Origin of the sequence: Psychrosphaera saromensis (assembly GCF_002954545.1) — a bacterium.
Classification (GTDB): Bacteria; Pseudomonadota; Gammaproteobacteria; order Enterobacterales; family Alteromonadaceae; genus Psychrosphaera; species Psychrosphaera saromensis.
This window is the reverse complement of sequence record NZ_MSCH01000003.1, coordinates 129,652-155,484: the sequence shown is the minus strand read 5'-3', so window position 1 is coordinate 155,484 and position 25,833 is coordinate 129,652. Positions and strand designations below refer to the sequence as shown.

The 25,833-nt window shown below is 38.3% G+C and carries 22 protein-coding genes and 1 riboswitch; of the genes, 6 read left to right on the top strand and 16 right to left on the bottom strand.

Annotation, left to right across the window (positions count from 1 at the left end; all coding sequences use genetic code 11):
• Positions 1-4 precede the first annotated feature (4 nt).
• Positions 5-1,927, bottom strand: a complete 1,923-nt coding sequence (gene acs / locus BTO11_RS00725) for an acetate--CoA ligase (protein ID WP_373295206.1) — start codon at positions 1,925-1,927, stop codon at positions 5-7.
• A gap of 285 nt (positions 1,928-2,212) precedes the next feature.
• Between acs and BTO11_RS00720 the strand changes: the two genes are divergently transcribed.
• Both BTO11_RS00720 and BTO11_RS00715 read left to right on the top strand, forming a co-directional pair.
• Positions 2,213-3,256, top strand: coding sequence for a DcaP family trimeric outer membrane transporter (locus tag BTO11_RS00720; protein ID WP_105050779.1), 1,044 nt, complete (start codon positions 2,213-2,215; stop codon positions 3,254-3,256).
• Positions 3,257-3,477: 221 nt separating this feature from the next.
• Positions 3,478-4,524, top strand: a complete 1,047-nt coding sequence (locus BTO11_RS00715) for a M28 family metallopeptidase (RefSeq protein ID WP_105050778.1) — start codon at positions 3,478-3,480, stop codon at positions 4,522-4,524.
• Between the two features lie 183 nt (positions 4,525-4,707).
• Here the strand turns inward: BTO11_RS00715 and BTO11_RS00710 are convergent, their stop codons facing one another.
• Positions 4,708-7,470 (bottom strand): response regulator, encoded by a 2,763-nt coding sequence (locus BTO11_RS00710; RefSeq protein ID WP_105050777.1) that lies wholly within the window; start codon positions 7,468-7,470, stop codon positions 4,708-4,710.
• A 229-nt stretch (positions 7,471-7,699) separates the two neighbouring features.
• Between BTO11_RS00710 and BTO11_RS00705 the strand changes: the two genes are divergently transcribed.
• Positions 7,700-9,025: a Na+/H+ antiporter family protein gene (locus BTO11_RS00705; RefSeq protein WP_105050776.1), complete on the top strand. Its 1,326-nt coding sequence runs from the start codon at positions 7,700-7,702 to the stop codon at positions 9,023-9,025.
• 43 nt (positions 9,026-9,068) lie between these two features.
• Positions 9,069-9,701, top strand: a complete 633-nt coding sequence (locus BTO11_RS00700; RefSeq protein WP_105050775.1) for a LysE/ArgO family amino acid transporter — start codon at positions 9,069-9,071, stop codon at positions 9,699-9,701.
• A 131-nt stretch (positions 9,702-9,832) separates the two neighbouring features.
• Here BTO11_RS00700 and BTO11_RS00695 read toward each other — a convergent pair whose 3' ends face one another.
• From BTO11_RS00695 to moaA, 9 genes are all read right to left on the bottom strand, one after another.
• Positions 9,833-11,437, bottom strand: coding sequence for a di-heme oxidoredictase family protein (locus tag BTO11_RS00695; RefSeq protein WP_105050774.1), 1,605 nt, complete (start codon positions 11,435-11,437; stop codon positions 9,833-9,835).
• A 112-nt stretch (positions 11,438-11,549) separates the two neighbouring features.
• Positions 11,550-12,677, bottom strand: a complete 1,128-nt coding sequence (locus tag BTO11_RS00690; RefSeq protein ID WP_181135805.1) for an imelysin family protein — start codon at positions 12,675-12,677, stop codon at positions 11,550-11,552.
• A gap of 43 nt (positions 12,678-12,720) precedes the next feature.
• Complete coding sequence (locus BTO11_RS00685; RefSeq protein WP_229793376.1) at positions 12,721-14,073, bottom strand: hypothetical protein; 1,353 nt, start codon at positions 14,071-14,073, stop codon at positions 12,721-12,723.
• Positions 14,074-14,400: 327 nt separating this feature from the next.
• Entirely contained in the window at positions 14,401-14,877 is a 477-nt protein-coding gene (moaE, locus tag BTO11_RS00680; protein ID WP_219846447.1) for a molybdopterin synthase catalytic subunit MoaE, read from the bottom strand.
• Positions 14,878-14,880: 3 nt separating this feature from the next.
• Positions 14,881-15,147 (bottom strand): molybdopterin synthase sulfur carrier subunit, encoded by a 267-nt coding sequence (gene moaD, locus BTO11_RS00675; protein WP_105050772.1) that lies wholly within the window; start codon positions 15,145-15,147, stop codon positions 14,881-14,883.
• Positions 15,144-15,659 (bottom strand): cyclic pyranopterin monophosphate synthase MoaC, encoded by a 516-nt coding sequence (gene moaC, locus BTO11_RS00670; RefSeq protein WP_105050771.1) that lies wholly within the window; start codon positions 15,657-15,659, stop codon positions 15,144-15,146. The genes moaD and moaC overlap by 4 nt, the downstream gene beginning before the upstream one ends.
• Positions 15,660-15,693: 34 nt before the next feature.
• Positions 15,694-16,239: a molybdenum cofactor biosynthesis protein B gene (gene moaB, locus BTO11_RS00665; RefSeq protein WP_105050770.1), complete on the bottom strand. Its 546-nt coding sequence runs from the start codon at positions 16,237-16,239 to the stop codon at positions 15,694-15,696.
• Positions 16,240-16,317: 78 nt separating this feature from the next.
• A complete protein-coding gene (mobA, locus tag BTO11_RS00660; RefSeq protein WP_105050769.1) occupies positions 16,318-16,911 on the bottom strand; it encodes a molybdenum cofactor guanylyltransferase in 594 nt (197 codons plus the stop codon).
• 17 nt (positions 16,912-16,928) lie between these two features.
• Entirely contained in the window at positions 16,929-17,900 is a 972-nt protein-coding gene (moaA, locus tag BTO11_RS00655; protein ID WP_105050768.1) for a GTP 3',8-cyclase MoaA, read from the bottom strand.
• Positions 17,887-18,090, bottom strand: a riboswitch (molybdenum cofactor riboswitch). It overlaps the preceding gene by 14 nt.
• 247 nt (positions 18,091-18,337) lie before the next feature.
• On the opposite strand from moaA, the gene BTO11_RS00650 reads away from it, so the two are divergent.
• The gene (locus BTO11_RS00650) at positions 18,338-19,120 is read left to right on the top strand and encodes a molybdopterin-synthase adenylyltransferase MoeB (protein ID WP_105050767.1); all 783 of its coding nucleotides are present in this window, start codon (positions 18,338-18,340) and stop codon (positions 19,118-19,120) included.
• Between the two features lie 25 nt (positions 19,121-19,145).
• Here BTO11_RS00650 and BTO11_RS00645 read toward each other — a convergent pair whose 3' ends face one another.
• From BTO11_RS00645 to modA, 4 genes are all read right to left on the bottom strand, one after another.
• Entirely contained in the window at positions 19,146-20,975 is a 1,830-nt protein-coding gene (locus tag BTO11_RS00645) for an ABC transporter ATP-binding protein (RefSeq protein ID WP_105053615.1), read from the bottom strand.
• A gap of 181 nt (positions 20,976-21,156) precedes the next feature.
• A complete protein-coding gene (locus BTO11_RS00640) occupies positions 21,157-22,371 on the bottom strand; it encodes an ATP-binding cassette domain-containing protein (RefSeq protein WP_105050766.1) in 1,215 nt (404 codons plus the stop codon).
• On the bottom strand, positions 22,371-23,096 hold the full coding sequence (gene modB / locus BTO11_RS00635) for a molybdate ABC transporter permease subunit (RefSeq protein ID WP_105050765.1): 726 nt from the start codon (positions 23,094-23,096) through the stop codon (positions 22,371-22,373). The genes BTO11_RS00640 and modB overlap by 1 nt, the downstream gene beginning before the upstream one ends.
• Positions 23,097-23,987: a molybdate ABC transporter substrate-binding protein gene (gene modA / locus BTO11_RS00630; RefSeq protein WP_105050764.1), complete on the bottom strand. Its 891-nt coding sequence runs from the start codon at positions 23,985-23,987 to the stop codon at positions 23,097-23,099.
• Between the two features lie 173 nt (positions 23,988-24,160).
• Here modA and BTO11_RS00625 point away from each other — a divergent pair, with 173 nt between their 5' ends.
• Positions 24,161-24,403 carry an RNA recognition motif domain-containing protein gene (locus tag BTO11_RS00625; RefSeq protein WP_105050763.1) on the top strand — a complete coding sequence of 81 codons (243 nt, stop codon included), beginning with the start codon at positions 24,161-24,163 and terminating at the stop codon, positions 24,401-24,403.
• A gap of 145 nt (positions 24,404-24,548) precedes the next feature.
• Here BTO11_RS00625 and BTO11_RS00620 read toward each other — a convergent pair whose 3' ends face one another.
• Positions 24,549-25,832, bottom strand: coding sequence for a sensor histidine kinase (locus tag BTO11_RS00620; RefSeq protein WP_105050762.1), 1,284 nt, complete (start codon positions 25,830-25,832; stop codon positions 24,549-24,551).
• Position 25,833: the final 1 nt, after the last annotated feature.

Genomic DNA, 25,833 nt, shown 5'->3' with positions numbered 1-25,833 from the left:
ACACTCATCTGTTTAGTCGATTTTCTATGATGGAGTCCACCACACTTGGATCGGCCAAAGTAGACGTGTCGCCCAATTGAGCAAAATCATCAGCTGCAATTTTTCTTAATATACGGCGCATGATCTTTCCACTTCTGGTTTTTGGTAAACCGTTTGTCCACTGGATCATATCTGGTGTTGCTATCGGACTAAGGTCGTGACGAACCCAGTCGCGTACAGACTTGGTTAACTCTTCCGTTACTTCCGTCCCAGATATAGGAGTGATATAAACATAAATACCTTGGCCTTTAATATCATGAGGATAACCTACAACGGCAGCTTCTGCGACTTTTTCGTGCGCAACTAATGAGCTTTCAATTTCAGCCGTACCTAACCTATGACCTGACACGTTAAGAACGTCATCTACACGGCCTGTTATCCAGTAATATCCGTCGGCATCACGTTTACAACCATCACCGGTGAAATAGACATTCTCGTATGCTGAGAAGTAAGTTTCTTCAAAACGCTTATGATCGCCATGTATGGTTCTGGCTTGTCCAGGCCAAGAATCTTTAATGATTAAGTTACCTTCGTTTTCGCCTTCAAGTTCATTACCTTCAGCGTCAACTAAAGCTGGTTGCACACCAAAAAATGGGAAGGTTGCAGAGCCAGGTTTTAATTTTGTAGAGCTAGCAAGAGGAGTGATCATTGCGCCACCCGTTTCAGTTTGCCACCAAGTATCAACAATTGGGCATCTAGATTTACCAACAACTTCGTAATACCACTGCCACGCTTCAGGATTAATAGGTTCACCTACACTACCTAATAAACGTAACGAATCACGGTGAGAGTCTTTTGCTGCCAAGTCACCTTTTGCCATTAATGCTCTAATCGCAGTAGGCGCTGTATATAGAATATTAACGTTATGATTATCAATTATTTGGCCAATACGACGTTCATCTGGGTAAGTTGGAATACCCTCAAACATTACGGTTGTTGCTCTATTAGCAAGTGGCCCATAAACAATATAGGTATGACCGGTAACCCAACCAACATCTGCAGCACACCAGTAAACTTCGCCAGGCTTATAATCAAAAATCATTTGATGGGTCAGTGATGCATAAACTAAATAGCCGCCAGTGGTATGAACTAAACCTTTTGGCTGACCAGTTGAACCTGAAGTGTACAGAATGAAAAGTGGATCTTCAGCATTCATAGGTTCTGCTGGGCAATTAGTATCACAGTTTTCAGTTAATTTGTGCCACCAAATTTGACCATCTAATAATGGCATTTCTGTATCGTCGTGATTAAATACGATGGTTTTTTCAATTGTAGTGACGTCATCTCTAGCTAATGCTTCATCTACATTTGCTTTTAATGGCAAGCTTTTCCCGCCACGTTTACTAATGTCTGATGTGATAACTACTTTTGCTTCACAGTCTATAATACGATCGGCAATTGCATGAGGAGAGAAACCTGCGAATATTACAGAATGAATGGCACCTAATCTGGCACAAGCTAACATTGCATAAGCGGCTTCTGGCACCATAGGCATATAAATAACAACTCGGTCACCTTTTTTAACCCCAAGTGATTTTAAGCCGTTTGCTAATTTGCATATTTCATCGTGTAGTTCTTGATAATTAATGTGCTTACTATGACCTGGGCTATCAGCTTCCCAAATAATGGCACTTTGGTCCGCGTGATCAGGTAAGTGTCTATCTACACAGTTAGTACAAACATTTAGTTCGCCATCTGCATACCAATCGATTTTCACATCACCTTTGTTAAAGCGTGTGTCTTTGACTTTTGTATAAGGTTTTGTCCAATCTAGTCTTTGCCCTTGAATGTCCCAAAAATTGTCAGGTTCGTTAATTGAGGCTTGATATAAATCATGATATTGCTCAATAGTTAAAGGGGTTGAATTGTTATGGTCAAATTTTGGTATTGCATATGATTTTGAGGTCATAATAAGGCACCTAATGAGTAGATTGATTTTGGACTAAGTTTTATGACAACTAGTTCTTTTTAATGGAATAAACCTTAGTCGAAATGACCTTTCGAATGCTATTAGACCTTAGTCGAATAGACTAATTGCTAATTGTTTAATTTTTATTCTTTTCAAATAATGGATTCCGAAAACTACAACTCGAAGAAGTTGCATAGCAGTAGAGTGTCAACTATAAGTAGATACTTCACATGTTTGAATTTAGATGAAACAGGGTTTAATAAAATGAAAAAAATAATAAATGTATTAACGTCTGCAACTGTACTATCAACCGTATTACTAAGTGGTGCCTCTTATGCCGCTTACGAAATAAAAGTAAATGATGATGAAACTATTAAATTTGGTGGTTTTATTAAAATAGATGGACGCCATGTAGATGGTAATGTTGGATATCGTGATTTCTGGATAGGTTCAGGGACGGTATTGGCTGAAGATGCTTCACAAACTAAGTTTTTTGCTAACGAGTCTCGGATCAACACCACATATACAGGTAATGGTGTAACGGCATTTATTGAAATGGATTTTTACGGCGGCGGTGGTAATGAAATTATCTCTAATTCATCTAATCCGCGTTTACGTCATGCCACGATTAAATATGACAACTTTGTTATTGGTCAAACATGGACCACGTTTATGAATACCAGTGCTTTGGCAGAAACAGTTGATTTTGCTGGTGCTATGGTAGGTGAAGCGTTTGTTCGAAACACACAAGTTAGATATAGCAAAAATGGTTTCTCAGTAGCGTTAGAGAATCCAGAGTCATACGGTGGTGATCCAACCAATGATTCTATGCCTGATATGATCGCCAAATATCAATTTAAAGGTGACTGGGGTAATGTTTCTGTTGCTGCTTTAGTAAGACAATTAACTACATTAACAGGCGAAACTGAAAGTGCAGCCGGCGTATCTGTTGCGGGTAAAATTAATGTTGCAGGTAAAGATGACTTTAGGTTCCAACTTCATCAAGGCAATTTAGGTCGTTATGTAGGTGTTGCCGCGGCACAAGATTTAGTGGGAGAAGAAGTAGAAGAGTCGAGTAGTTTCATGGTGGCGTATCGTCATTTTTGGACAGAGGCTGTTCGTAGTTCAGTATTTTATGGCAATATCACAACAACTGAAAGTGATGTAGACAGAAGTCATTGGGGTGTAAACATATTCAAAAATTACACACCTAAATTTTCAATTGGTGCTGAAGTTGGTAACTTTGAAATGGCTGAAGCCGATGCTGATTCAACTTATATGCAAGTATCAGCAAAACTCGCTTTTTAATTATCAGTTAGTCATGCACTTAGTTAACCGCATTTAACTAAGCTGTAGTTAACTAGCCATATTAAATTTGGTTACGTGTAATTAAATAGCAATTTATACGGGGTGGTTGATATTTCATTCACCTCGTAATATTTTTACTTCATATCATTTATCTTTTTATCCTATCAATTTACCTGTATTTTACTGCTACTTACATTGGCATCAAATATACGGAAACCCGCGTGAAATATCTTTTAACATTATGTTTATTATTTAGCTTTTCAAAACCAGTATCAGCTGACGATTTTGCTTGGCAAAAGCTGATTGAATTAACCGACGAAACCTCAGGTATTGGCGCAAGACCCGCCGGCTCAGATAAAGAAAAAGAAACCGCCGTTTGGATCAAAAAACAGTGGCAGTTATTAGGTTATACAGTTAATGGATTTCCATTTGAATTCTCTCTTAAAGGTCAAAAATTAACGTCTGAAAACTTGTCTATCACCATAAAAGGTCAGTCAGATAAAATCCTAGTTATTGGGGCTCATTATGACTCAACAGGTGAAAAGCAAGGCAGTCTAGGCACGACGGATAATGGTTCTGGAGTCGCAGCAATTCTTGACTTAGCGAATCGTTTAAAAGCACAAAAGCTAGCGGTTACGGTTAGATTAGTTGCCTTTGGTGCGGAAGAATTTGGTTTGCAAGGCTCTAAAGCCTATGTGGGACAACAACAAGAATCACTTAAACATGTTGTAGGTATGATTAACTTAGATACCATAATTGGTGGCGATAAACTCTACGTGCATAGCGCTCATGAAACGCCTTATAAATGTAAAGCTGTAAGCAAACCTAATTATAACTCTTCAACAAAATTAAGAGATGAATTGCTTTCTATCTCTAAAGACTTATTTGCTGAAAATAGTCATCAATTACATCCTGCATTTCAAGGTTACCCTCAAGGGCAAACGGGCAGTTGGTCTGATCATGCTCTTTTTGCCTGTAATGGTATCCCCATTGCGTATTTAGAAGCGACAAACTTTGCCATTGACGGACATTCAGGTAATGACGGTTATTCACAAACCACGCACAAAGATGCTTGGAATTGTTTAAAGCAAGACGGGTTAACGGCTTGCGATAGAGATACTGAGAAAAAATGGGGCATGATTTGGCACACTGAATTTGACCGACTTGATAAATTGACGGTTATGTTTAAAGACAGATTAAAGTTACAGCTAACTCAGAATATAGATGTATTAGAAGCCTTTATTAGGCAGCCGAATAACTATCTATAAGTGATTGTAATTAATAGCTGTGGTCACTCATCTGTCGCAATTAATCTATTCTAATCAGTACACAACAAAGTAATACAATCATTGAAGAGAGCTTATAGGCTCTCTTTTTTTTAGAGGATAAATAACTACGTACTTATTTATTTTGCTAGCTAAAGGCGTATCAGCAAATATTAAGAAGGTTTGTTATGCGATTTTATCAAAGTAATCGGAACAATCTTTTAAGCATTCTACAATTGTGTTGTGTAAATCTTTTGGCTGAGTTGGTTTTGCAATATGAGCATTGATACCAATGGAAAGGTAGTACTGAATATCATCTGACATGACATTGGCTGTCAGGGCGATAATTGGAATGTTAGCTACTTTTTCGTTAGTAGAGTTGCGTATGATTTTACTTGCTTCAACACCATCCATCACTGGCATGTGGATATCCATTAATATTAAATCAAAGTCTTCATTTTCAATCGCTTGGGTGCAATCAAAACCATTGTCTACTAGTTGAAAAACAATGCCTTCTTTCTCTAACATTTTGGTTATGACCAATTGATTAATCACGTTATCTTCCGCGACTAATACTTTTAATCCGTCTAATGATTCTCCATTATTTGGTAGTGCCAATGTTACTGAGTTCTCAATGTTAGTTTGAATAACGCTATATAATAAACTGGTAAGAACGGGCTTTTCTAAAACGGTATTGATATTTAGTTTGTTGGCTAAATCGTTTATTGCACTTTTACTATAGGCCGTAAGGACAATGATAATGTCGCAAGGCTTAGAGTCCATATTTTTTATATGGGTCAAAAAGCTTTCACCATTCATAATTGGCATACTCCAATCGGTAATAATGACTTTAAACTTATCTTGCCGTTTTTTTATAAGATCGAGAGCTTGCTGCCCAGATGTACACAAGGTACAGCTTAATCCCATCAGTGAAAGTTGTTTCTCAATTGCATTTAGCGCTAAGGTATTGTCGTCGACCACCAATACATCAAAAACGTCCGGGAATACTAAGTTCTGGCAGTTAGGTGTTAGTACTTGAGTATGAAGTTTTAGTTTAATTGAGGCGGTGAATACACTACCTACATTTAGTGTACTGCTTACCGAAATGTCACCACCCATTAATTTACATAAACGTTTACTAATGGTTAAACCTAGGCCAGTTCCACCAAACTTTCTGGTAGTTGAGCTATCTTCTTGAGTAAAAGCTTCAAATAAGTGTGGTACGTTTTTAGGTGCTATACCTATGCCTGAGTCTTTAACGATAAAGTGCATGATCACTTCTTCATGCTCGTTTATCGTAGGTTCAGTTTGAATGCTTATGGATACCTTGCCATGAGGCGTGAATTTAATCGCATTAGAACATAGGTTTAGTAGTACTTGATTGATACGAACTACATCACCGATTAAATCTGGATTAACGTTATCGGTAACATTAATGACAAACTCTATGCCTTTTTCTTCAGCTTGGCTTTCAAATGTGGTTTTGATGTAATCGACAATCGAGTGAATCGAAAAAGGGAAGTCTTCAAGATTAATATTACCGGATTCAATTTTAGAAAAGTCTAAAATATCATTGATCACTATGAGTAATTGATCTGACGAGTATTTGATTTTATCTAGGTATTGTTTTTGTTTTTCTGGTAAATCGCTATTGAGTAAAATATTGGTGAGCCCAATAACGCCATTCATTGGCGTTCTTATTTCATGACTCATATTAGCTAAAAAGTCTGATTTTACGGATGTTAAATGTTCAGCTTCTTCTTTTGCAATTAATAGTTCTTCAGTTCTTTCAATAACACGAGATTCTAATTTCAACTTTTCGTTATCAAGCTCTTTTAGCAGTTGTGCTCGTTTATTATTTGAAAATAATACAAAAGCTAAAAAGCCAGTTAACATTGCTATAACGGCAATTGCGCTATAAATAAGCGTGTGATTTTTTTCAAAATATGAAGGTACATAATAAGAAATTACTGAGTCGGTAGGTAATTTTTCATGGGCGATGGCAAATTTATCTAATTGTCTCCAATCATAATAATAAGAGCTTAATTCTTCCGAATTTACGACTTTTAAACTTTTATAATCATGAAAGTAAATTATTGAATCGGCCGCTTTTTTACCAATAATTTCACCTGATAATAAATAACCCCCAACAATTCCAGAACCAAACAATGAATGCCAGTAACTAAAAATAGGTGCTGGGCTTTTACTCGTTATCAACTGTAAGAATTGATATGGGTTAAGTATATTATCGTTATAACTTCGAAAAATAGGCATGAACAATATAATGGCGTCGGATGGAGCATTATTCACTTTTTCAATTAATTCTTCTGTTGGAATATCCAACCATTTTTCGACGGCTAGATGTGAAAAATCATCATTAATAATCGGCATTATACGTCGGTAAAAACTGAGGTCTAAGTCACTTTTGGTATCCAAGATAAGTATTATTTTTTGAGGATTAATTAAATCAACAGCGTCTTGAGTTGCTTTTTTATAATTTAATCTAGGGCGAATAGTTATCCCAACGTCTTTATCTGGCACTGTAAACTTAGAGCCCGGTCTTAAGTATATTTTGGGTATTTCGGTAAAAAATGGTTCTAATTCAGACAACAATGCGGCAGCTGAAACGCCTAAGCTAATAATGATATCTACTTTTTTCTCACGATATTTTTCTTGTAAGTAAAGCTTCATTACTGATTTTTGCTGAGCTTGGTCAAATCGTCCCGTATCCATATTTTCAACAAACAGATCAAAGCTAGACGCTTGTTCGGTTAATTCGTTACGTAATCCTGACTCAATCGTTTTTTGCCAAGGCATATCTTGATTTAACGAGTTTATAAATAAAATTTGCGTTGCTTTTTCGGGGATAAAAGATTGTTCTGTAGATGCTTGTATATTTGGGCTGAACAGCTGAAAAATACAAAATAAAATAACGACATAAATTTTCATATTTCTCAGTAGTAATTCAACATAAAAGTCAGTAGAGAGTAGTTTGTAATGATGAACTTATCAACTAACTAAAGGTCAAAACTCCGAGTTTATTGTATTTATTTTAATTTTTATTATTCGTGAGTAAATTATTAATATCCTTAGGGAATGCTTACATGAGACTAGTAATTTCAGCTAATTAAGAGATAATCCCACAATATTAATTACACCCCCTCAATTAGGAAGAAGTATGAACGCTGTTGTTGTTGCGGTATTGCTTATGGTTGGCTTAAGTTTAGTGCGCGTTAATATTGTTATCGCTTTACTCTTAAGCGCGTTAGTCGGCGGCGTTGTTGGCGGTCTACCTCTGCTAGAAACTGTTAACGTGTTCACTCAAGGTTTAGGTGGTGGTGCGGCTATTGCGTTAAATTACGCCATGTTAGGTGCTTTTGCTGTCACAATTTCCAAGTCAGGCATTACTGATGTGTTAGCCAATAAAGTGATCACTCAAATTAGTGGCAAAGACGCTTCTGTTGGCAGTACCATTTGGGTTAAAAGTATTCTGTTTGGTGTTATTTTATTAGCCGCCATTTCTTCACAAAATATTGTTCCTGTTCATATCGCCTTTATTCCAATTTTAATTCCTCCTTTGTTACATGTAATGGCCCAGCTTAAATTAGATAGAAGAGCGGTTGCTTGTATTTTAACATTCGGGCTAACGTCTACTTATATGTTGTTGCCTGTCGGCTTTGGTAAAATATTCCTTAATACTTTGTTGTATAACAACTTAGTGGATAACGGCGTGAATATTCAGGTCGACCAATTACCGTTAGTGATGGCTATTCCTGTTTTTGGTATGTTGTTAGGTTTGTTATTTGCGTTGTTTGTATCTTACCGAGGAAAACGTGAATATTCTTTGGATAAAATATTAGCCTCTGAGCCTGAAAACCACACAGTACAAACAAAACATTTATGGGTTGCAGGTGTGGCTATTGTCAGTGCGCTTTCATTACAGTTAATCACGGACTCCGTCATTATTGGCTCGTTAGCGGGTCTTATCGTATTTGTACTAGGTGGTGTATTAAAAGTAGAAGAAACCCAAGACGTATTTACCAAAGGGGTTTATATGATGGGAGTATTTGGTTTTATTATGATATCTGCAGCAGGCTTTGCCGAGGTTATGAAAGCCACTCATGCAATAAATTCGTTAGTGCTAACGACAACAGATTTAGTAGGGGACAATAAAGTATTAGCGGCATTTTTAATGTTGTTAACTGGCTTGTTGGTAACGATGGGAATTGGTTCGTCTTTCTCTACCATTCCAATTATAGCGTCTATATATGTGCCTCTCGCACTAGGTTTTGGTTTTTCACCACTTGCGACAGCTGCATTAGTTGGAACGGCTGCCGCCTTAGGTGATGCTGGTTCTCCTGCATCAGACTCAACCTTAGGTCCAACATCAGGTTTAAATGCAGACGGACAACATGATCATATTTGGGACACGGTTGTTCCTACATTCCTTCATTACAATATTCCTTTGGTCATATTTGGCGTTATTGCCGCCATGGTATTGTGATAATTATTCATACAGAAACAGTAATAAATTTAGAGAGAGATAAATGGTAACAGCGGCATTATTGAAAGGGTTGATTTTAGGTGCAGGAATGATCATTCCTATTGGCGCACAGAACTCGTTCATTTTAAATCAAGGTATTAAACGTAATCATCATATTCTTGCGGCTACAATTTGTATTATTTGTGACGTGTTATTAATAAGTATTGGTATTTTGGGTGGAGGTAAACTTATCTCTAGCAATGAATTATTAATGTTGTTTATTACCATAGGCGGCATTCTATTTTTACTGATTTACGGTGGAATGTCGTTAAGATCCGCTTTTCGTAATCAATACCATAGTGTTAAGGCTAGTGATAAAAGGCCTAACCGGAAAATGATCATAGCAACGACTTTTGCGGTCACCTTGTTAAATCCACATGTGTACTTAGACACCATTATTATTTTAGGGAGTGTTGGTGGTACATTTGAAGGTGACGATAGAGTGGCTTTTGCACTTGGAACGATACTCGCATCTGTGCTTTGGTTTTATGCATTAGCAATCGCCGCCGCTAAGTTAGCTCCCTGGTTAAGTCGTTCAAAGGTACAGCAAGTAATCGACATTGTTGTTGGTATGATCATGTTTGTGGTTGCTTATTCTCTGTTGGACTCGTTATTAACCACTCTCAGTCAAAGTTGAATGTGAGCGTTATAAAACACCAATACGTATAAATAAAAAAACAGCCCTTTGGCTGTTTTTTTGTTTTAATATTATTTTTAACGTAAGGCTTAACGCAACTTTTAACAGAGTGCTCAATGCATAAGGTCAGTTTACAAAGACATCACAAAACTAACTAATTGTGAACGCTGTACTGACGTTAAGTTAGCAAATAATGTTCGGCTAATAGCCGCTTCACCACCGTGCCAAAGTATTGCTTCTTCTACTGTGTTTGCTCTGCCGTCATGTAAAAAACCAGCTGCTGGGTTTACTGTCTTAGTTAAGCCTATTCCCCATAATGGTCTGGTTTTCCATTCAAAACCGTCAGCCATAAAGTCGCGTCGGTTATCCGCTAACTCGTCACCCATATTGTGTAATAACATGTCAGTGAAAGGGTAAATTTTCTGACCCTTTAATGCCTCAGGTGCATCTTTACCGCCAATGCTTAATTCACCAGTTTGAGTTGTAAATGATGGCGTATGGCAAGCGGTACATTGACTCTGCTCAAATAAAATACTGCCTGCCAATACATCCTCATCATCAATGTCACGTCTTGCTGGCACGGCTAATGTTTCGGCGTAAAAAACCACGTCGTCAGAAAAGCTTTGGCTTGCTTCTGTATCGCCATAAATATCTGTGCCTGTATCTTCATTATTGGTTCGGGTTAAGTAGCTTTCATGCATTGAGGTATTAGCTATGCTTTCATCCGGAAATAAAGGATTGGTGATACCCATGTCGCCACGAAGAGCGCCAAGGGATTGAACTCGTACGCTTGGTGTACTGGCTTTCCAACCAAAACGACCTAATGAAATAGGTGTGTCATCACCGTCTCTTGCTTTTATTGGGTCAAATACCCAATTGGCTCTGCCTGAGATACCATCTGAGTTGGTATCATCTTCATCTTCCAGTGCTAAAATGTCTTCTTCGGCAATCAACTCTAATAAACCTAAACCGAAAACAGGCATACCGTTTCTTGGGCTAAAACGTACATTGTCTTGCATAATCGCGCTGCTCGTTTGATCATCACTTTCTACGTCGTATGGAATTTCAATATCAAATAGTGGTTTTTTTAATTCAACACTACTTCCGTCTGGATAAGTGTAAGTTGAACTCTCATAAGATAAATACACATTAGCTTGTCCAATAAATGGATTGGCTGTATCTGGCGCTTGTGCATTCCAATCATCACGGGCTTTTAATACGCCACGGTGAAATAGCTGAGTGCCAAAACCCTCGACTCCAACGTTATTACAATATTCATTGTCTGCATCTGGGTACTCACATAAGCCGTCTTCTATGCTCATGCGCAAAAATATGCCCGCGCTGCTGCCTAATAGTATTCTGTCTTGTGTTGATGGAATTGTTAATGTGGATGAACGACCATCACGTTGATGACATGAGTTGCAATCTTGATTGTTAAATACTGGCCCTAAACCATCTAATTCTGGATGTTCAGTATTTGGTGCAGTGGTGAACGCTGTTTCAAAATGTACATCACCCGTTAAATGCTGAGCTAGTTCATCGTCTGTTAATGTTGGGATTGGAGTAGAAAAACCATGTCCAGAATTACTGGCGTTCTCTGCTGTAGCTGTGTCACCTAATTTTTCGACTAAGGCGTAATCTGGATATTTGCTTGAATTATCATTTGAGTCACACCCAATAATGATTTGACTGAGCAGTAAAGTCAGTGAGATAAGTTGTATTTGTTTACAGGCCATAATTATTAAATTATCCGGTTTTAGATGAACGAAAAGGCTCTGCATAAGAGCCTTTTGTTAATTACTTGAATAATAAGTACTTATTAAATTTTCACTTATTATCTATTCATTGTTATTGAACGTTCCACTCATTAAGAAGTAGTAATACATCGTTCTCTAAAGACGCTTGTAACAGGGTTAATGAATCAATAGCTGTTTGTATGCGAACTCGTGCATCAGCATCACCAATAGCCTGTCTAAACGGCAAGTCGTCAGTGCCAGCAATAGCTTTGATGTTAGCAATCGCGGCTGAAATTTCGTCATCAATTCTAGTTGCTAACTCAGAATCGGTAGCGCTTACAAAGTCGATAATACCTTGTGCGTCTGCAGCATCTTCAAATTCACCACGGTAAACATTTTGCACACCAATGATGTTATTAGTGAAATCGGCCAATGAATTCCAGCTGTACTGTGACTCAACTAATGATGTATCGGTATTGTCGATATCTGAACCAAATGGTTCTGCAATTTTACCGTTGCCTACCTCGTCCACGATACCAATTAGGCCATTAATTAATTCTTCCACTACACCAACTTGTGAAGAGTATACTTCGTTGTCAGTTTCTAATAAGTAGTCTTTATATGCTTCTGAACTCGCGTTATTCGCATCACTCGCTACAAGCCAAGCGTCTTCTAAGTCTTGAGTGTAACCTTCAAATACTTCTGCGGCTGAAGCTAAATATTCAATTTCTAGGTCTGTCATTTCAGTAATAGCTTTAGTGTTATCTTCTACACCATCACCAAATAACAAAAACTCCATTGTATGGAAACCTTGAACATCATCATTTGAATTACGTACACCGTCAGCGGTAAAGCTACTTTGAGAACTTAAAAGATCTTCTAAATCGCTTGTGTTCAATGGCCAGCTATCTAAATGCGGGTCAATACCCAATGAATCAACTGGACCAAATATGTGAGACTCGCCTTGTTCCCAAGGTTGTCTAACATTTTTCCATGCTTGCTGTGCAGCAGCTAAGTTAGCTTCGGTTTTATCAGTTGATAATGTCGTTATCGCAGCAACAAACGCTTCTGCTTTAGTATTCAAATCAACATAACCTGCAACAATCACGTCTTCCGTTAGGTTAGTGATCATTGGCGTAGCGTCAAAATCAAACGATGTATTGTCGTCATCATTATCTGAACCACAGGCTGATAATAGAGTGACAGAAACTAAAATTGATAAACATGACTTCTTGAACATAATTTTCTTTCCTTAAAATTAAATAAATTTGTTAAATATAAAACTAAATAGAGAATTGATAACCGACTGAAATGCCAAATGAGCTTGTGTCATCTATGGCTTCAACGGCATATTGTTGAATAGCAAATTGGCTCTTAATAACTATGTTTTTAACTGGTTTGTAGTTAATGCCAAATGCCAATTCTGATGTGTCGAATCGGTCTGTTGCTGTGGAGCTTTCAACTTGTTTTACCGGATTGGCGAAACTGTAAGCAACAAATAAGGTGGTTGGGTTGGTTATATTGAATAAGTCGTTAACGTGAAAGCCAGCTTCAACAAAGCCTGCGTGAGCTTCACTTCCAATTAGAGCGAAATTACCAGGTTGTAAGCCAGCCGTGGTTTTATTTGCTTGAGTGATCACTTCACTGTCTTGTAAATTACCTAATAAGTATTGAGCTTTAACAGTAAAGTCGTGACTACGCCATACACCATGTAAACCTAAAATAGATACATGACCATCGGCAGACACATTATTGTCGTTATGGCGATTGCCAGAAGTGTTGCTAGAGTAATAACTAAAGCCAATGCCACTTTCTTTTCTAATGTCACCGTAATCTAGACGAACCGTTAATGCTAAATCGTCGGCATTATTGGTTTCAAACCGTTGTTGATGGCCGCTAGCAATCCAGTTATAAGTTCTGAAGTATTCAGAGTTTAAACCTGTAGTAATTAGGGTTTGTAAGTGGAAATTCTGCCAGTTAGTTAATAAATTAATACCGGTTTCGTGCCAAGTTTGTGGAATAAGAGTCGCTTCACTCCAATGGCGCTGAGTTGTAAAATATTGGTCAGGTTTATGGAAGTCGGTACCTAAACCAACTGGAAGTGCAATGTGACCAAATTTGACACTGATATTGTCATTGTGTGTGTATTTGAATTCAATTTTCTCAACTAAAACTTCACCACCGGCTTCTATTTCAGTTTCAAATTCACCGAATTCCTCAAATCCGTCGTATTCTAAAGCCGCGCCTGTTCCGCCGTGCTCAAATTCGATTTCAGTTTCTATTTGCCATTTATCAGACGGTCGATATTTTAATTCTAATACAACACGTTCAAGGTCAGCTGTGCCTTTATTTTCAGCGTCGGTGTCTTGAATATTACGAAATACAGGGGCGTTACTGTAAGCAATGCTGCCATAAGATATAATCTGCCAGTTTTTATCTTGCTTTTGGCTTAATGTTTGAGCCGTAACTGTTTTTGTAGAAAGTAATTCAACTTTACGTTCTAGCTCTTTCAATCGCTGAACAAGCGATTCAGTATCTTGTTCTGTGGTATTAGCAGACACAGATTGAAAAAAAGAAATGTGGCCAACTAAAGCAACAGTAATAAATGAGGTGATAGTTTTGATGATAGGTTTCATATAAAAAGCTTTAATAGTTAGATGTTAATGGAAATTGTTATCATTTAGATGACTTATACTAAGTGATAACTATTCTCATTAGCAAGGGGTAATTATTTATAATTTAGTCTAGGTTATGCAATTAATAGAAAATTGAAGTGAATTGTTTACAGATTTGCATCTAGATTAAAGTTAAAGATATGATTTTTTTGGTTTTTTCTGGATTGGTTTTTTGAAATTATTTTTTAGGAGGATGTACTAAGTTATAAGAATGGCTTCGCCACAATTTTTTTGGGGGTAGGAAAAGTTAAGTTGTAAGTAAGGGCGTAAATTTCGTTATTTTGAAGCTTAAGCTTTATCCCATCTTTGTTGTGCTTTTACATCTTTATCTTCGGCTTCTACCCAACGTTCGCCAATATTAGTGACTTCTTTTTTCCAAAACGGCGCTTTGTTTTTTAAAAAATCCATAATAAATTGAGTCGCTTCAAAAGCCGCTTCACGGTGTTTACTGGTGACGCCAACAAATACAATTTGATCAGACAATGCCAGCTTTCCAATTCTATGTATAACTCTAACCTTACCTAAAGGCCATTTACTTTGCGCTGCTACTACGATGTCTTCTAACGCTTTTTCTGTCATGCCTGGGTAGTGTTCTAAAGTTAGGCCTTCAACATGATTACCTTGGTTATAATCTCGGACTAAACCGACAAAAGTAACAACCGCACCGTCGCTGCTATTACTCGTGCCGTCGGTGTTAGCAAGCAGGGCTTGGTATTCTGCAGCCATATCAAAATCTTGAGTTTGTACTGAGATCATTTCATCCATTTATTACCCACCTGTAACTGGAGGGAAAAAGGCGACTTCGTCTCCATCTTTTAACACTTGGTTACCATCGACTATGGTTTGGTTAACGGCCATTAATAACTTGCCAGTTTGCAAACAAGACTGCCAGTTGTCGTCAGTTAACGCTAACTCAGTACGTAATTGTTCTAACGTACTCACTGCTGTAAAACGTGTGTCTTCGGCTAAATTAATAGTTAGCTCTGCGCAATTTAATTGCTCTCTGAGTTGAGCGAAAAATAAAACTTTTATCATAATGGTTTATCTAAGTTTTCGTTGTTATTGGTATTGCTGTCATGTAACCAATGGCCTGTTTTACCACCCAGTTTTTCTAGCACTTTAATACCTTGAATTTCCATATAAGGATCAGCGGCCTTACACATATCAAATAAGGTTAAGGTTGCCACGCTAACGGCGGTTAATGCTTCCATTTCTACGCCTGTACGGCCTGTTAATTTACACATAGCTTGTACACGAATTCGGTTATATTCTGGCTGAATGTCAAAGTCTACATCCACCTTTGATAACGCCAGTGGATGGCACAATGGAATAAGGTCGGCGCACTTTTTGGCAGCTTGAATACCAGCTATTTTGGCTGTGGTGATCACGTCACCTTTTTTATTGGAGTGATTGATCACTTCCTCAATAGTCGCGGCAGACATTAGAATATAACCTTCGGCAATCGCCGTTCTCACGGTTGGAGTCTTGTCGGTAACATCAACCATGTTTGCCTGACCTGTTTGGTCTACGTGGGTTAATTTAGTCATGATTTTTTCCTTGAACAATTGTTTTCCTTCAGTATTAGCCTCTAGAGTCAGCACAGCTATCAGTAGATACTGACTTTAACTGATCAACAAAGTTACAAGGGCGGTGTGACGCATCCAGTTGAGATTCAATAATTCCCCAAGCGGTTTTACATGCGCCAGTAGAGCCTGGCATACAAAATATAATTGTCTCATTTGCCAAACCTGCAACCGCACGAGATTGAATAGTGGAAGTACCAATCTCTTGATAAGACACATGTCTGAATAGCTCGCCAAATCCATCCACGACTTTGTCGAATAATGGCAACATAGCTTCAGGCGTTGAGTCGCGTTTGGTAAAACCGGTTCCACCAGTTATTAAGACGGCTTGTACATTGGTACTGGCAATCCAGTCGGAAACCACGGCGCGCATTTGATAAATATCATCAATGACTATTTTCTTATCAGCTAAGTGATGGCCTGTTTCATTTAAGATTTCGACAAGGTAGCCGCCAGAGGTATCGGTCGATTCATCTCTGGTATCCGACACAGTTAATACCGCGATGTTAAGTGGCTTAAAAGGAACTGATTTTTTTGCTGACATCTTATTACCTGTTACTAATTATGGAGTTGTTTATGTAATGCGACTGACTTATGTACTCAAGCTATAACATTAATTATGCTACTTAATGAAGTTGTTAACCATGTCACCCCACTGCTCAGGGGTGTTGGTATTAACTAACTTTTCAGCTTCTGTGGTGCTTAATTGCACTGCGCCAATTCGTTCTAAAAATCGTGTAACAGAGCGGCTTGGTCTAGCGGCCGTTACGTCTGACAATATGGTTTCCAAATATTCTCTAACTACACTTGAGTTGAGGATAAAGGCAGGAAGTGGATGTTCAGCATAATGCACTGGACTACTCATAGTTAAACCTGCTTCCACCAAACATATCAATAAGTCTTCGGATAATAACGGCATGTCTATTGGTAGCACCAAAATTGGGGTACTCAAATGATACAAGTTACTCTGAAATAGCGCGCTATGAATACCACTTAACGGTCCATGATGCGGATAAATATCGGGTAAGCTACCTTCCGTAAAATCATTACGACTAATAAACACGTCGGCTGCACCTATTCTTTTTAATAAGGCGATATTACGTTGTAATAAGGTTTCACCGTTAATTTCCAACAATGCTTTATCTGCGCCCATACGTGAGGAATCGCCACCGGCTAATATTAAGCCAATGAATGGTCGAATAGTTTGTGTTGTCATTATCTACCTTCCTATATTTATCCGCCAAGCATGGCTAAATGGGTAGTCGCACCGGTGAAGTTTTTAGCTAATTCGTGGCCTACTTCTTTATTCGTCATCGCCGCCAATAACGCATCACAAGTTTGCTCAATGCCATCTTCGGTTAAATATGGTCTTAAATCTATGCCTTGTTCGGCAAACAAACATAAGTGTAATTTGCCATTAGAGGCAATGCGTAAACGGTTACAGGTTTTACAAAAGTCAGTGCTGTACGGCATGATCAAACCAAATCGGCCTTGATAATCAGGATGGCAAAACTCTTGAGCTGGGCCTGCTAATTTTCCTTTAATAACTTGAGTCCAACCTTTGGTTAATAAATCTTGTTTTATATATTCGCCAGATATATGGTTGGTGGCAAAGTAGTCTTTGTTATCACCAGTTTCCATTAGCTCGATAAAACGTACCGTGACGGACTTATTTTTAATCCAAGATAAGTACTGGTCGATTTGATCTAAGTTGAATGTTTTAAGCAAAACCGCATTAAGTTTAACGTTGGATAAGCCTAAAGATATCGCCTTGTCGACACCACGTAAAATGGACTCTAAATTTTGATGGCCTGTAATGGCTTGAAATAACCTAGGATCTAAACTGTCAGCACTAACATTTAAATGAGTTAGTCCAGCTTCAACCCATTGCTCTATGTTATTTTCGAGATTAAAACCATTGGTGGTAAGGGCAATTTGCTCTATGCCTTGGGTATTATTACAGATACGAATAACGTCGACTAAGTCTTTGCGTAAGCCTGGCTCACCACCTGTGATACGAATTTTCTTCATACCGAGTTTGGCAAAGGCGGTGACTAAGGTTTTGATTTCTGACAGAGACAGGAAGTCGCGTGCCCCAGAACAGTCGTAACCGTCGGGCAGGCAATAGTCGCAACTAAAATTGCAGACATCAGTGATGGATAACCGCAAATATTCAAATTTACGGCCAAAATTGTCTTGTAACATAACACCTTTCCAAATGTGGGAGGCCAATAGCAACATTTCTATTGTGACCCTGGTAGCACACTTCAAACAGTGAAGTGGCTACGGCTAATAAGCCATATTTATTTGATGAAAAATGTAGTGATACATTTTAAGTTCAATAAGGTTAGGCAATAAAACGAGTGAACGTATTAGCTCGGAGTTAATTTTTGTGAATCTCCATCATAACTGTTTTTGTTAACAAATAAAGGCCTGTCTAAAGCTATTTTTAGACCCAAATGAAAGTGTTAATAACAAATAAAAACAATAATAAAATAAATAGTCAGTTAACAATATTTGTTGTTTGTAATAAACGGGGTATTCTCCCTGTACTATTCAAAAGTACTCAGTCGTGTTTTGCCGCACTTGTAACCATAGAAGTATAACAATCAAAGTATAAAATAAGAGAAGTGTATTAAGTCATGTCTAAAACCGTAAAGCCTCACTCATCAAAACCTTTGTCAGACGACCAGTTAATGCGTTATAGCCGTCATATTATGTTGCCTAGCATGGATATTGATGGGCAAGAAAAGTTGTGGAATAGCAAAGTATTAATCATTGGTGTTGGTGGATTAGGCTGCGCTGTAGCACAGTATTTGGCGTGTTCTGGTATTGGTCAGTTAACGCTGGTGGATGACGATTTGGTAGATAAAACCAACTTACAAAGACAAGTTTTACACGCTGAAAATAATGTGGGTATGAATAAGTGTGAATCTGCCAAACAAAGTCTACAGCAGCTAAACAGTGAAATAACCATTAACACAACTGAACACAGATTAGGCTGGGCTGAGCTGTCAGCGGCCGTAGAAAGTCATGATGTGGTGGTGGATTGTTCTGATAATTTGGACACCAGAAATGAACTGAATTTATGCTGTTTTCAGTCGAAAACGCCATTGGTATCTGGTGCCGCAATAAGAATGGAAGGGCAGGTTGCGACTTATACAATGCAACAGGGACAACCTTGTTATCAATGTTTAAGTACCATTTTTGGTGGTAGCGGTGATCAAAAATTGACGTGCTCAGAGTCAGGCGTTTTATCACCCGTGGTCGGTGTTATCGGTTCATTACAGGCAACAGAAACCATTAAGTTGTTGGCTGGAATTGGCACTGTACTGTCATCAAGGTTATTAATGTTTGATGCCAGCACAATGAAATTCAATGAATTTAAAGTGGCTAAAAATCCCAATTGTCAGGTTTGTAGTTAATCGCACTAAAGCAACTTTAGTTAACTTATTCTAGCCCCAAAAAACCACCAGTTTGATGTTGCCATAACTTGGCATAAATACCGTTTAATTCAAGCAACTCGGCATGACTACCAGACTCAACAATGCGCCCTTGATCCAATACTAACAATCGATCCATTTGCGCAATAGTTGATAATCTGTGAGCAATCGCCAATACAGTTTTTTGTTCCATTAAATTGTCTAAGCTTTTCTGAATGGCTTGTTCTACTTCTGAGTCGAGTGCCGATGTTGCCTCGTCCAAAATAAGTATTGGTGCATTTTTCAAGATAACTCTAGCAATAGCGATACGTTGACGTTGTCCACCAGAGAGTTTTACTCCGCGCTCGCCTACTTGTACGTCGTAACCTGTGTTGCCACTATTATCACTTAAGTTTTTGATAAACTCGTCGGCTTCTGCCGATTTTGCAGCGGCAACAATTTCGTCAAATTCAGCATTTTGTTTACCGTAGGCAATATTTTCTTTTATAGTCCTGTGTAACAAAGATGTGTCTTGAGTCACCATACTGATATTTGATCTCAGGCTATTTTGACTTACTTTTGATATGTCTTGGCCGTCAATAAAAATGCCACCTTGGTCTAAGTTATAAAAACGTAATAACAAGTTAACCAAAGTAGATTTACCCGCACCAGAGCGACCAACAATCCCGACTTTTTCGCCAGGTTTGATCTTGATATCCAATTGATCAAAAACACGGTTTTTCTTATCGTAATTAAAGGTGACGTTTCTAAAATCAATCGCACCTTGGCTGATGTTAAGATCCTCTGCTGTACTGGTGTCTTGTACGTCAATCGGCTGAGCTAAGGTATTAATACCATCTTGCACTGTGCCTATGTTTTCAAACAAGGCCGAGACTTCCCACATAACCCACTGAGACATACTATTGATACGTAAACATAGCGTGATGGCGATAGCTATTTCACCCGGAGTTGCAGCTTGCTGAAGCCAAAGGTAAATGGCCATGCTCGACATGCCAAATAATAAAACGGCATTGTTAAACCATACCGCTGAATATAACCCTGTAGCCAAACGCATTTGTGGGTATACGGTTTGTAAAAAGCCATCCATGCTGTCTTTGGCATATTCTGCTTCTTGGTCGGTATGAGAAAATAACTTTACCGTTGAGATATTGGTGTAACTATCAATAATGCGTCCTGTCATCAGTGAACGCGCATCCGCTTGTTTTTGTGACACCTTTTTTAATTTTGGTAGCATAACTCTTAACACCAAAATATAAACGCAAAACCAAACTAACAAAGGGGCAGATAAACGCCAGTCGATACTAAACACAAGTACGGCGATAGATAAAAAGTACACGCCAATGTAAATTAATATGTCGACCACTTTCATTACGGTTTCTCTTACCGCAAGTGATGTTTGCATTACTTTAGTGGCGACACGTCCAGCAAATTCATTTTGAAAAAATGACAAGCTTTGCGCTAACAAATAATTGTGTGCTTGCCACCGAACTTTCATCGGGTAATTGCCCAATAAAGTCTGATGCGTCACTAAACATTGTAAAATCACAATACAAGGTAAGCCGACTAAAACTAACACACCCATCCACATTAATGTGCTTTGGTTGTCACTCAAAAAGGTTGCTCTATCTTGTGTAGTTAACCAGTCAACTAGCTGACCTAAAAAGCCAAATAACGACACTTCTAATATGGCAATAACCGCACTCATAACCGCCACTGCGATTACCGGAACTATCATGCCTTTTGAGTAATGCATTAAAAACGCAAATAAAGTGGAAGGTGGACGTTGGTTGTCTAGTTTTGGAAATGGCTTAGCTAGATTTTCAAAAAATGAAAAGATCATAATGCGTATTTATCTCGTTAAATAATGGAAGCGCTTGCCTTTAAATAAATAGCAGCGCGAGCTCTTAGAAAGACAGCTAGGAAAGCGGGGATTTTATATTAATTGCACTCCAAGCCCAACCGTTAAACTGATTGTTTAGTGATTAATTGCCAAAGTGTTGTATCTGAATAACGTTTATCTAAAGCGCTTTGAACTGAGCAAATACAGTTTCACCAAGTTGTAAGTTTAAATTACTAAAACTTAGCAGTGAAATTTCTGCGTACAGTGTTTGTCCTTGCACGTTTAATGTCACCAATACCAAGTGTTCAATATGCGTAATATCGGTAATGTTTGCTTCAAGGTGATTTAACATACTGGTGTCTAAATTGGCTTGCCTGGATAAACTCACTCTATTGGCATCAAGCGTTACGAGCTTTTTGCTGGATTTATTATCCAAGTTTTTGCTTTCACAGCCTGCACTTTCAGAACCTATGTTTTCAGAGCCTTTGCTTTCAGATCTTGTGGTTTCAGATCCTTTGGTATAAATGACTAGATTTTTATCGCCGTCGCTAAGTTGCCATTTGGTTAAATGGTATTCAGTCAAAGCGACTGGGTTTGTTAAGGTTAAAGTAGAAAATCTTGTTTGGTTACTAAAGCCTGCGTCTGTTTTTGAACCAGAGTCTATTTCAGAGTTTGAACTAGCATGAGTTAGCTTGTCGATTAACTCGGTTGTTGAGCCAGATTGCACCAGTTCACCATTATCAATAACCAAGATGTGTTGGCTACACAATGCCAATTCTTTTAATGAGTGACTGACAATTACAAAGTACAATTTGTAGTCTTGTTGTAACTGCACCAGCAAGCTTAAAAGTTGGGTTCTGGCATTCCAGTCTAAAGCAGAAAATGGCTCGTCTAACAAAATAATAGGTTTACCGCACAATAAGCTGCGGGCTAAGTTAACTCTTTGTTGTTCACCGCCAGATAAGCTGATACTTGGTTGCGTTAATAAATGTTCAATGCCACACCATTGAATAACTTGCTCAATAGTGAAAGGTGTTTGTTTGGCCCAATTAGAATATTTTAAAACAAATTCTAGGTTTTCTAATACGGTTAAGTTGGGAAATAGCTGAGCTTGTTGAGTTTGTAATAAACATGGATTTTGTTCGGCTTGGACATTGTTATATTCTTGTTGTTGCCATGTGATTGTATGCTCTGCGTTTTTTTCAAATCCATGCTTCTTTAAAACAGTTTTTTCTGTAGCCGCCTTCTCTAAAGACGCAAGCACGCGTAATAAGGTAGACTTTCCTGCGCCAGATTTTCCAAACACGCCAACTATGCCTTGGGATAATGGCAAGCTGGTATCAATAGATAAATTCAAATGACTATTTTTGATTTTTATATGTAAGTTATTCATTAATCTACCGCACTGTTTTGATTTCTATTGCTTGTTCTGTGGCTTTTATCATTGCTATAAAACGGTTTATTAAATTTGTATAACAAGGTCAAACTAACAAAAGAAAAACACAGTAAAACCAAGGCCAAATTATGGGCTTTGTCATAACTTAACATTTCAACGTGATGATAAAGGGCAATGGAAAGTACTTGAGTTTCACCTGGGATATTACCGCCAATCATAAGTACTAAACCAAATTCACCCAACGTATGCGCAAATCCTAACGTTGCTGCGCTAATAAGACTTGGCTTTATTAAGGGCAAAATTAAGAACACAAAACGTTTAACAGGAGGTACACCTAAGCTTGCTGCTACTTGACCATATTGATGCCCCAATTGAGAAAAACCAGCCATAAGCGGCTGCACAACAAATGGCAAAGAGTAAATTAACGAGCCAAGTAAAATCCCACTAAAGCTAAATACCAACTGTTCGCCAGTTAAGGTGATCCACAATTGGCCAAACCAAGAATCAGGGGAGAAAGCCAACAATAAATAGAAACCCAAAACGGTAGGAGGAAGCACCAAAGGCAAGGCTACCAAAGCTTCAAAAATAGGTTTTAAACGGCCTTGATATTTTGTTAACCACCAAGCCAACGGAATACCAATCAATAACAACAAAATAACCGTTAAACAAGCCAGCTTAATAGTCAGCCAAAGGGCTTGAGCATCGGTAAACCAATCTGTCATTTATAAGCTCCTGTCTGATAATTGTTTGGGGGAGTTATAGCCCATGTTTTGTATGCGTTGTTGGATGTTGTCAGACAATAAGTAATCCACCAATTCTTTCACTTCTGTTTGGTATTTACTGCGTTTTAAGCTAACTAGTTGCTGCTGGATAACTTGGTATTGTTGTTTTGGAATCAACCAATAATTTTGATATTTTTTTTGTTTAAGTTGCTGCTGAGCTTGTAACAATAATGATTCAGGAACAAAGCCAAGCGCCACATTTCCAGAGTCGACAAATTGAAACACTTGATTCACGTTGTTACCTAAAATTCGGCGGTTTTTATATTCATCATCTAGTTTTAAATATGACAATACTTGCTGTGTTGCTATGCCAAAGGGCGCAAGTTTGGGATTAGCGTAAGCTAGTTTACCTTGATGTGAGCTTAATACTTGAGAGTAGGATGTACGTTTTTTTAACTGGGCTCTGTCCTCTGTTAGTAGCGCTTTTTCATTAGCCCACAGCACCAATTTACCTAATGCGTAGGTATGGCGTGAAAGGGTTAAACCATCTTGTTCCAATAAATTGGGGCGTAAGCTATCGGCGGATAAAAATAAATCAAAAGGCGCACCTTGTTTAATTTGAGCGTACAAAAGTCCACTGGAGCCAGAAGATAATTTAAATTGCACGTTATCTGCTTGCGGATAGCTTTTTAATAACTCTGATAAGGTGTAATAAAAGTTGCTAGCAACCGCAATTTTAACTTTACTGCTTGTGTCAGCTTGAGCATTCGCGGCATACGAGATGAAACTAGTTAGTAGTAAAAGACTTAGGCAGCAAAAATGGAGAAAAGAAACGAAAACGTGGCTTAGCTTTTTATTGGTATAGAACAAAGTGTTGTTTAATAGGGTCATTAATTAGCATGTGCAGATTTAGCTTGTCAGAATCCTAAAGTAACTTAGAGCAAATTGAAAGTGGAATCACCTGCTGTCGTTACAATGAAAGCGGTTATTGCTTGGCTTATTACAATTTGTCTGGGACAATACGCCCTTAACCAAATGTATCAATACAACAAGCAGGCTTAGAGATGAAAATATTAGTGCGTAACCTTTCACGTTCTACAACAGAAGACGAGTTATCAGAACTATTCTCCAAGTTTAGTAATGTTGAATATTGTAATTTGGTCCTAGACAAAATGTCTGGCAAATCTAAAGGTTTTGGTTTTGTTGAAATAGCAGACGATAAAAAAGCATTGTTAGCTATCGTAAAACTAAATGGTACCGTTTTAGGTGGCAAGCCAATCCGCGTTAAAAAAGCAGACGAAGTATAGCTGGTTTTTGATTGTCAGCTATATAGCTGGCAATAATATAGAACCTTGAGCGACTACAGCCTTGTGGTCGCTAGTAATTCAATATTCCCTTTCACTGTTTACTTGTGGCGAAGCCACTCTTATAGCTTACAACTTACAGCTGCTCTTAACTGCTCTCAAACGGCAAAATAATTAACACACATAAACCGCCTTGTTCGCGGTTGTTAAACAGTAGTTTTCCGTCATGGGCTTCTATTATTTCTCGGCAAAGCGCTAAGCCTAGACCTGTGCCTGAGTGTTTGGTGGAGTAAAATGGCAGTAGGGCGTTTTGTAATACTTCTGCTGACATGCCACTACCATTGTCGTTTACTGTCATTTCTATGGTGTTGCTGGTGGTTGTGAATGCCATTGATATTTTGCCGGAAGCGTCCGCTTCATGGGCATTTTTAAGCACGTTAATAAATACTTGTTCAAGTTGGGCTATGTCTGCATTTAAAGTTGCTGTGGGCAAATCTGTGGTGAGTTCAAATGCATACAAGGCTTGCAGTTGCTCTATTAATGCCGGCCAGTTAATTGGCTGTTTGTTTGGCAGTTTGACTTTAGTTAGGGTGGCGTAACCTTTGATGAAATCGTTAAGGTGATTAACTCGCCCGCTGATTGTATTAAATACGCGATTTAAGCGTGGTTCGTCTAGATTTTTCGCCAGTAACTCTCCGCTGTGACACATAGAGCTTATTGGCGCTATAGAGTTGTTCAGCTCGTGGCTTATTACACTTATTACTTTTTTCCACGTCGCCACTTCTTGTTTTGATAATTCTTGGGTAATGGTTTTTAACAAAAATAATTGATGACGAGCTTGATGAATGGTGACGTTAGAGTTAGTCACGTGCCAGGCTTGTTGTGCGCCTTGGTTATCCGTTAAGGTAAAAATGGATTCACCTTGATGATTTAAAGCGTGTTGAAATTCAGGCGCTAATGATTTAACTAAGCTTGGCCAATTGCGCCCAACAATAGAGCCGTTTAATTCAAACGCTTGTTGAGCGCTGTTATTGGTGAACACTATAGTGTCGCGATGATCCACTAATATGGTGACCATAGGAGATGCGTTTAATACCTTGTCTAACATCATTTCACGTTGGTATAAACGTTGGCGTTCGTCTCGTAGTTTCTCACTGGTTTGATTAAAGGCGTTAATAAGTGAATTGTAACTGGTTTCTTTTTGCTGGTTTAAGCTGATTGAAAAGTCATTGTCACGCAAGCTTTGCAGGCCATGATCTAGGCTTTGTAAAATTATCTGGTGGCGCTGGAATTGCTTTTTTAATAAGACAAAAGTGAGCCATAAAGTAATAACAAGTAACACAATAATGGCACTAGGATATTGGGCCACAAAATAATAAACCGCGATCATTAAGGTTAAATGCAACGAGCCTAAAAATAGTATGAGGCGCATG

Excerpts from the sequence above, each read along its gene's own strand:
- BTO11_RS00720 (WP_105050779.1), top strand. The coding sequence starts at position 2,213 with ATGAAAAAAATAATAAATGTATTAACGTCTGCAACTGTACTATCAACC.
- BTO11_RS00710 (WP_105050777.1), bottom strand. The coding sequence starts at position 7,470 with ATGAAAATTTATGTCGTTATTTTATTTTGTATTTTTCAGCTGTTCAGC.
- BTO11_RS00705 (WP_105050776.1), top strand. The coding sequence starts at position 7,700 with ATGAACGCTGTTGTTGTTGCGGTATTGCTTATGGTTGGCTTAAGTTTA.
- BTO11_RS00700 (WP_105050775.1), top strand. The coding sequence starts at position 9,069 with ATGGTAACAGCGGCATTATTGAAAGGGTTGATTTTAGGTGCAGGAATG.
- BTO11_RS00695 (WP_105050774.1), bottom strand. The coding sequence starts at position 11,437 with ATGGCCTGTAAACAAATACAACTTATCTCACTGACTTTACTGCTCAGT.
- BTO11_RS00690 (WP_181135805.1), bottom strand. The coding sequence starts at position 12,677 with ATGTTCAAGAAGTCATGTTTATCAATTTTAGTTTCTGTCACTCTATTA.
- BTO11_RS00685 (WP_229793376.1), bottom strand. The coding sequence starts at position 14,073 with ATGAAACCTATCATCAAAACTATCACCTCATTTATTACTGTTGCTTTA.
- moaE (WP_219846447.1), bottom strand. The coding sequence starts at position 14,877 with ATGGATGAAATGATCTCAGTACAAACTCAAGATTTTGATATGGCTGCA.
- moaD (WP_105050772.1), bottom strand. The coding sequence starts at position 15,147 with ATGATAAAAGTTTTATTTTTCGCTCAACTCAGAGAGCAATTAAATTGC.
- moaC (WP_105050771.1), bottom strand. The coding sequence starts at position 15,659 with ATGACTAAATTAACCCACGTAGACCAAACAGGTCAGGCAAACATGGTT.
- moaB (WP_105050770.1), bottom strand. The coding sequence starts at position 16,239 with ATGTCAGCAAAAAAATCAGTTCCTTTTAAGCCACTTAACATCGCGGTA.
- mobA (WP_105050769.1), bottom strand. The coding sequence starts at position 16,911 with ATGACAACACAAACTATTCGACCATTCATTGGCTTAATATTAGCCGGT.
- moaA (WP_105050768.1), bottom strand. The coding sequence starts at position 17,900 with ATGTTACAAGACAATTTTGGCCGTAAATTTGAATATTTGCGGTTATCC.
- BTO11_RS00650 (WP_105050767.1), top strand. The coding sequence starts at position 18,338 with ATGTCTAAAACCGTAAAGCCTCACTCATCAAAACCTTTGTCAGACGAC.
- BTO11_RS00640 (WP_105050766.1), bottom strand. The coding sequence starts at position 22,371 with ATGAATAACTTACATATAAAAATCAAAAATAGTCATTTGAATTTATCT.
- modB (WP_105050765.1), bottom strand. The coding sequence starts at position 23,096 with ATGACAGATTGGTTTACCGATGCTCAAGCCCTTTGGCTGACTATTAAG.
- modA (WP_105050764.1), bottom strand. The coding sequence starts at position 23,987 with ATGACCCTATTAAACAACACTTTGTTCTATACCAATAAAAAGCTAAGC.
- BTO11_RS00625 (WP_105050763.1), top strand. The coding sequence starts at position 24,161 with ATGAAAATATTAGTGCGTAACCTTTCACGTTCTACAACAGAAGACGAG.
- BTO11_RS00620 (WP_105050762.1), bottom strand. The coding sequence starts at position 25,832 with ATGCGCCTCATACTATTTTTAGGCTCGTTGCATTTAACCTTAATGATC.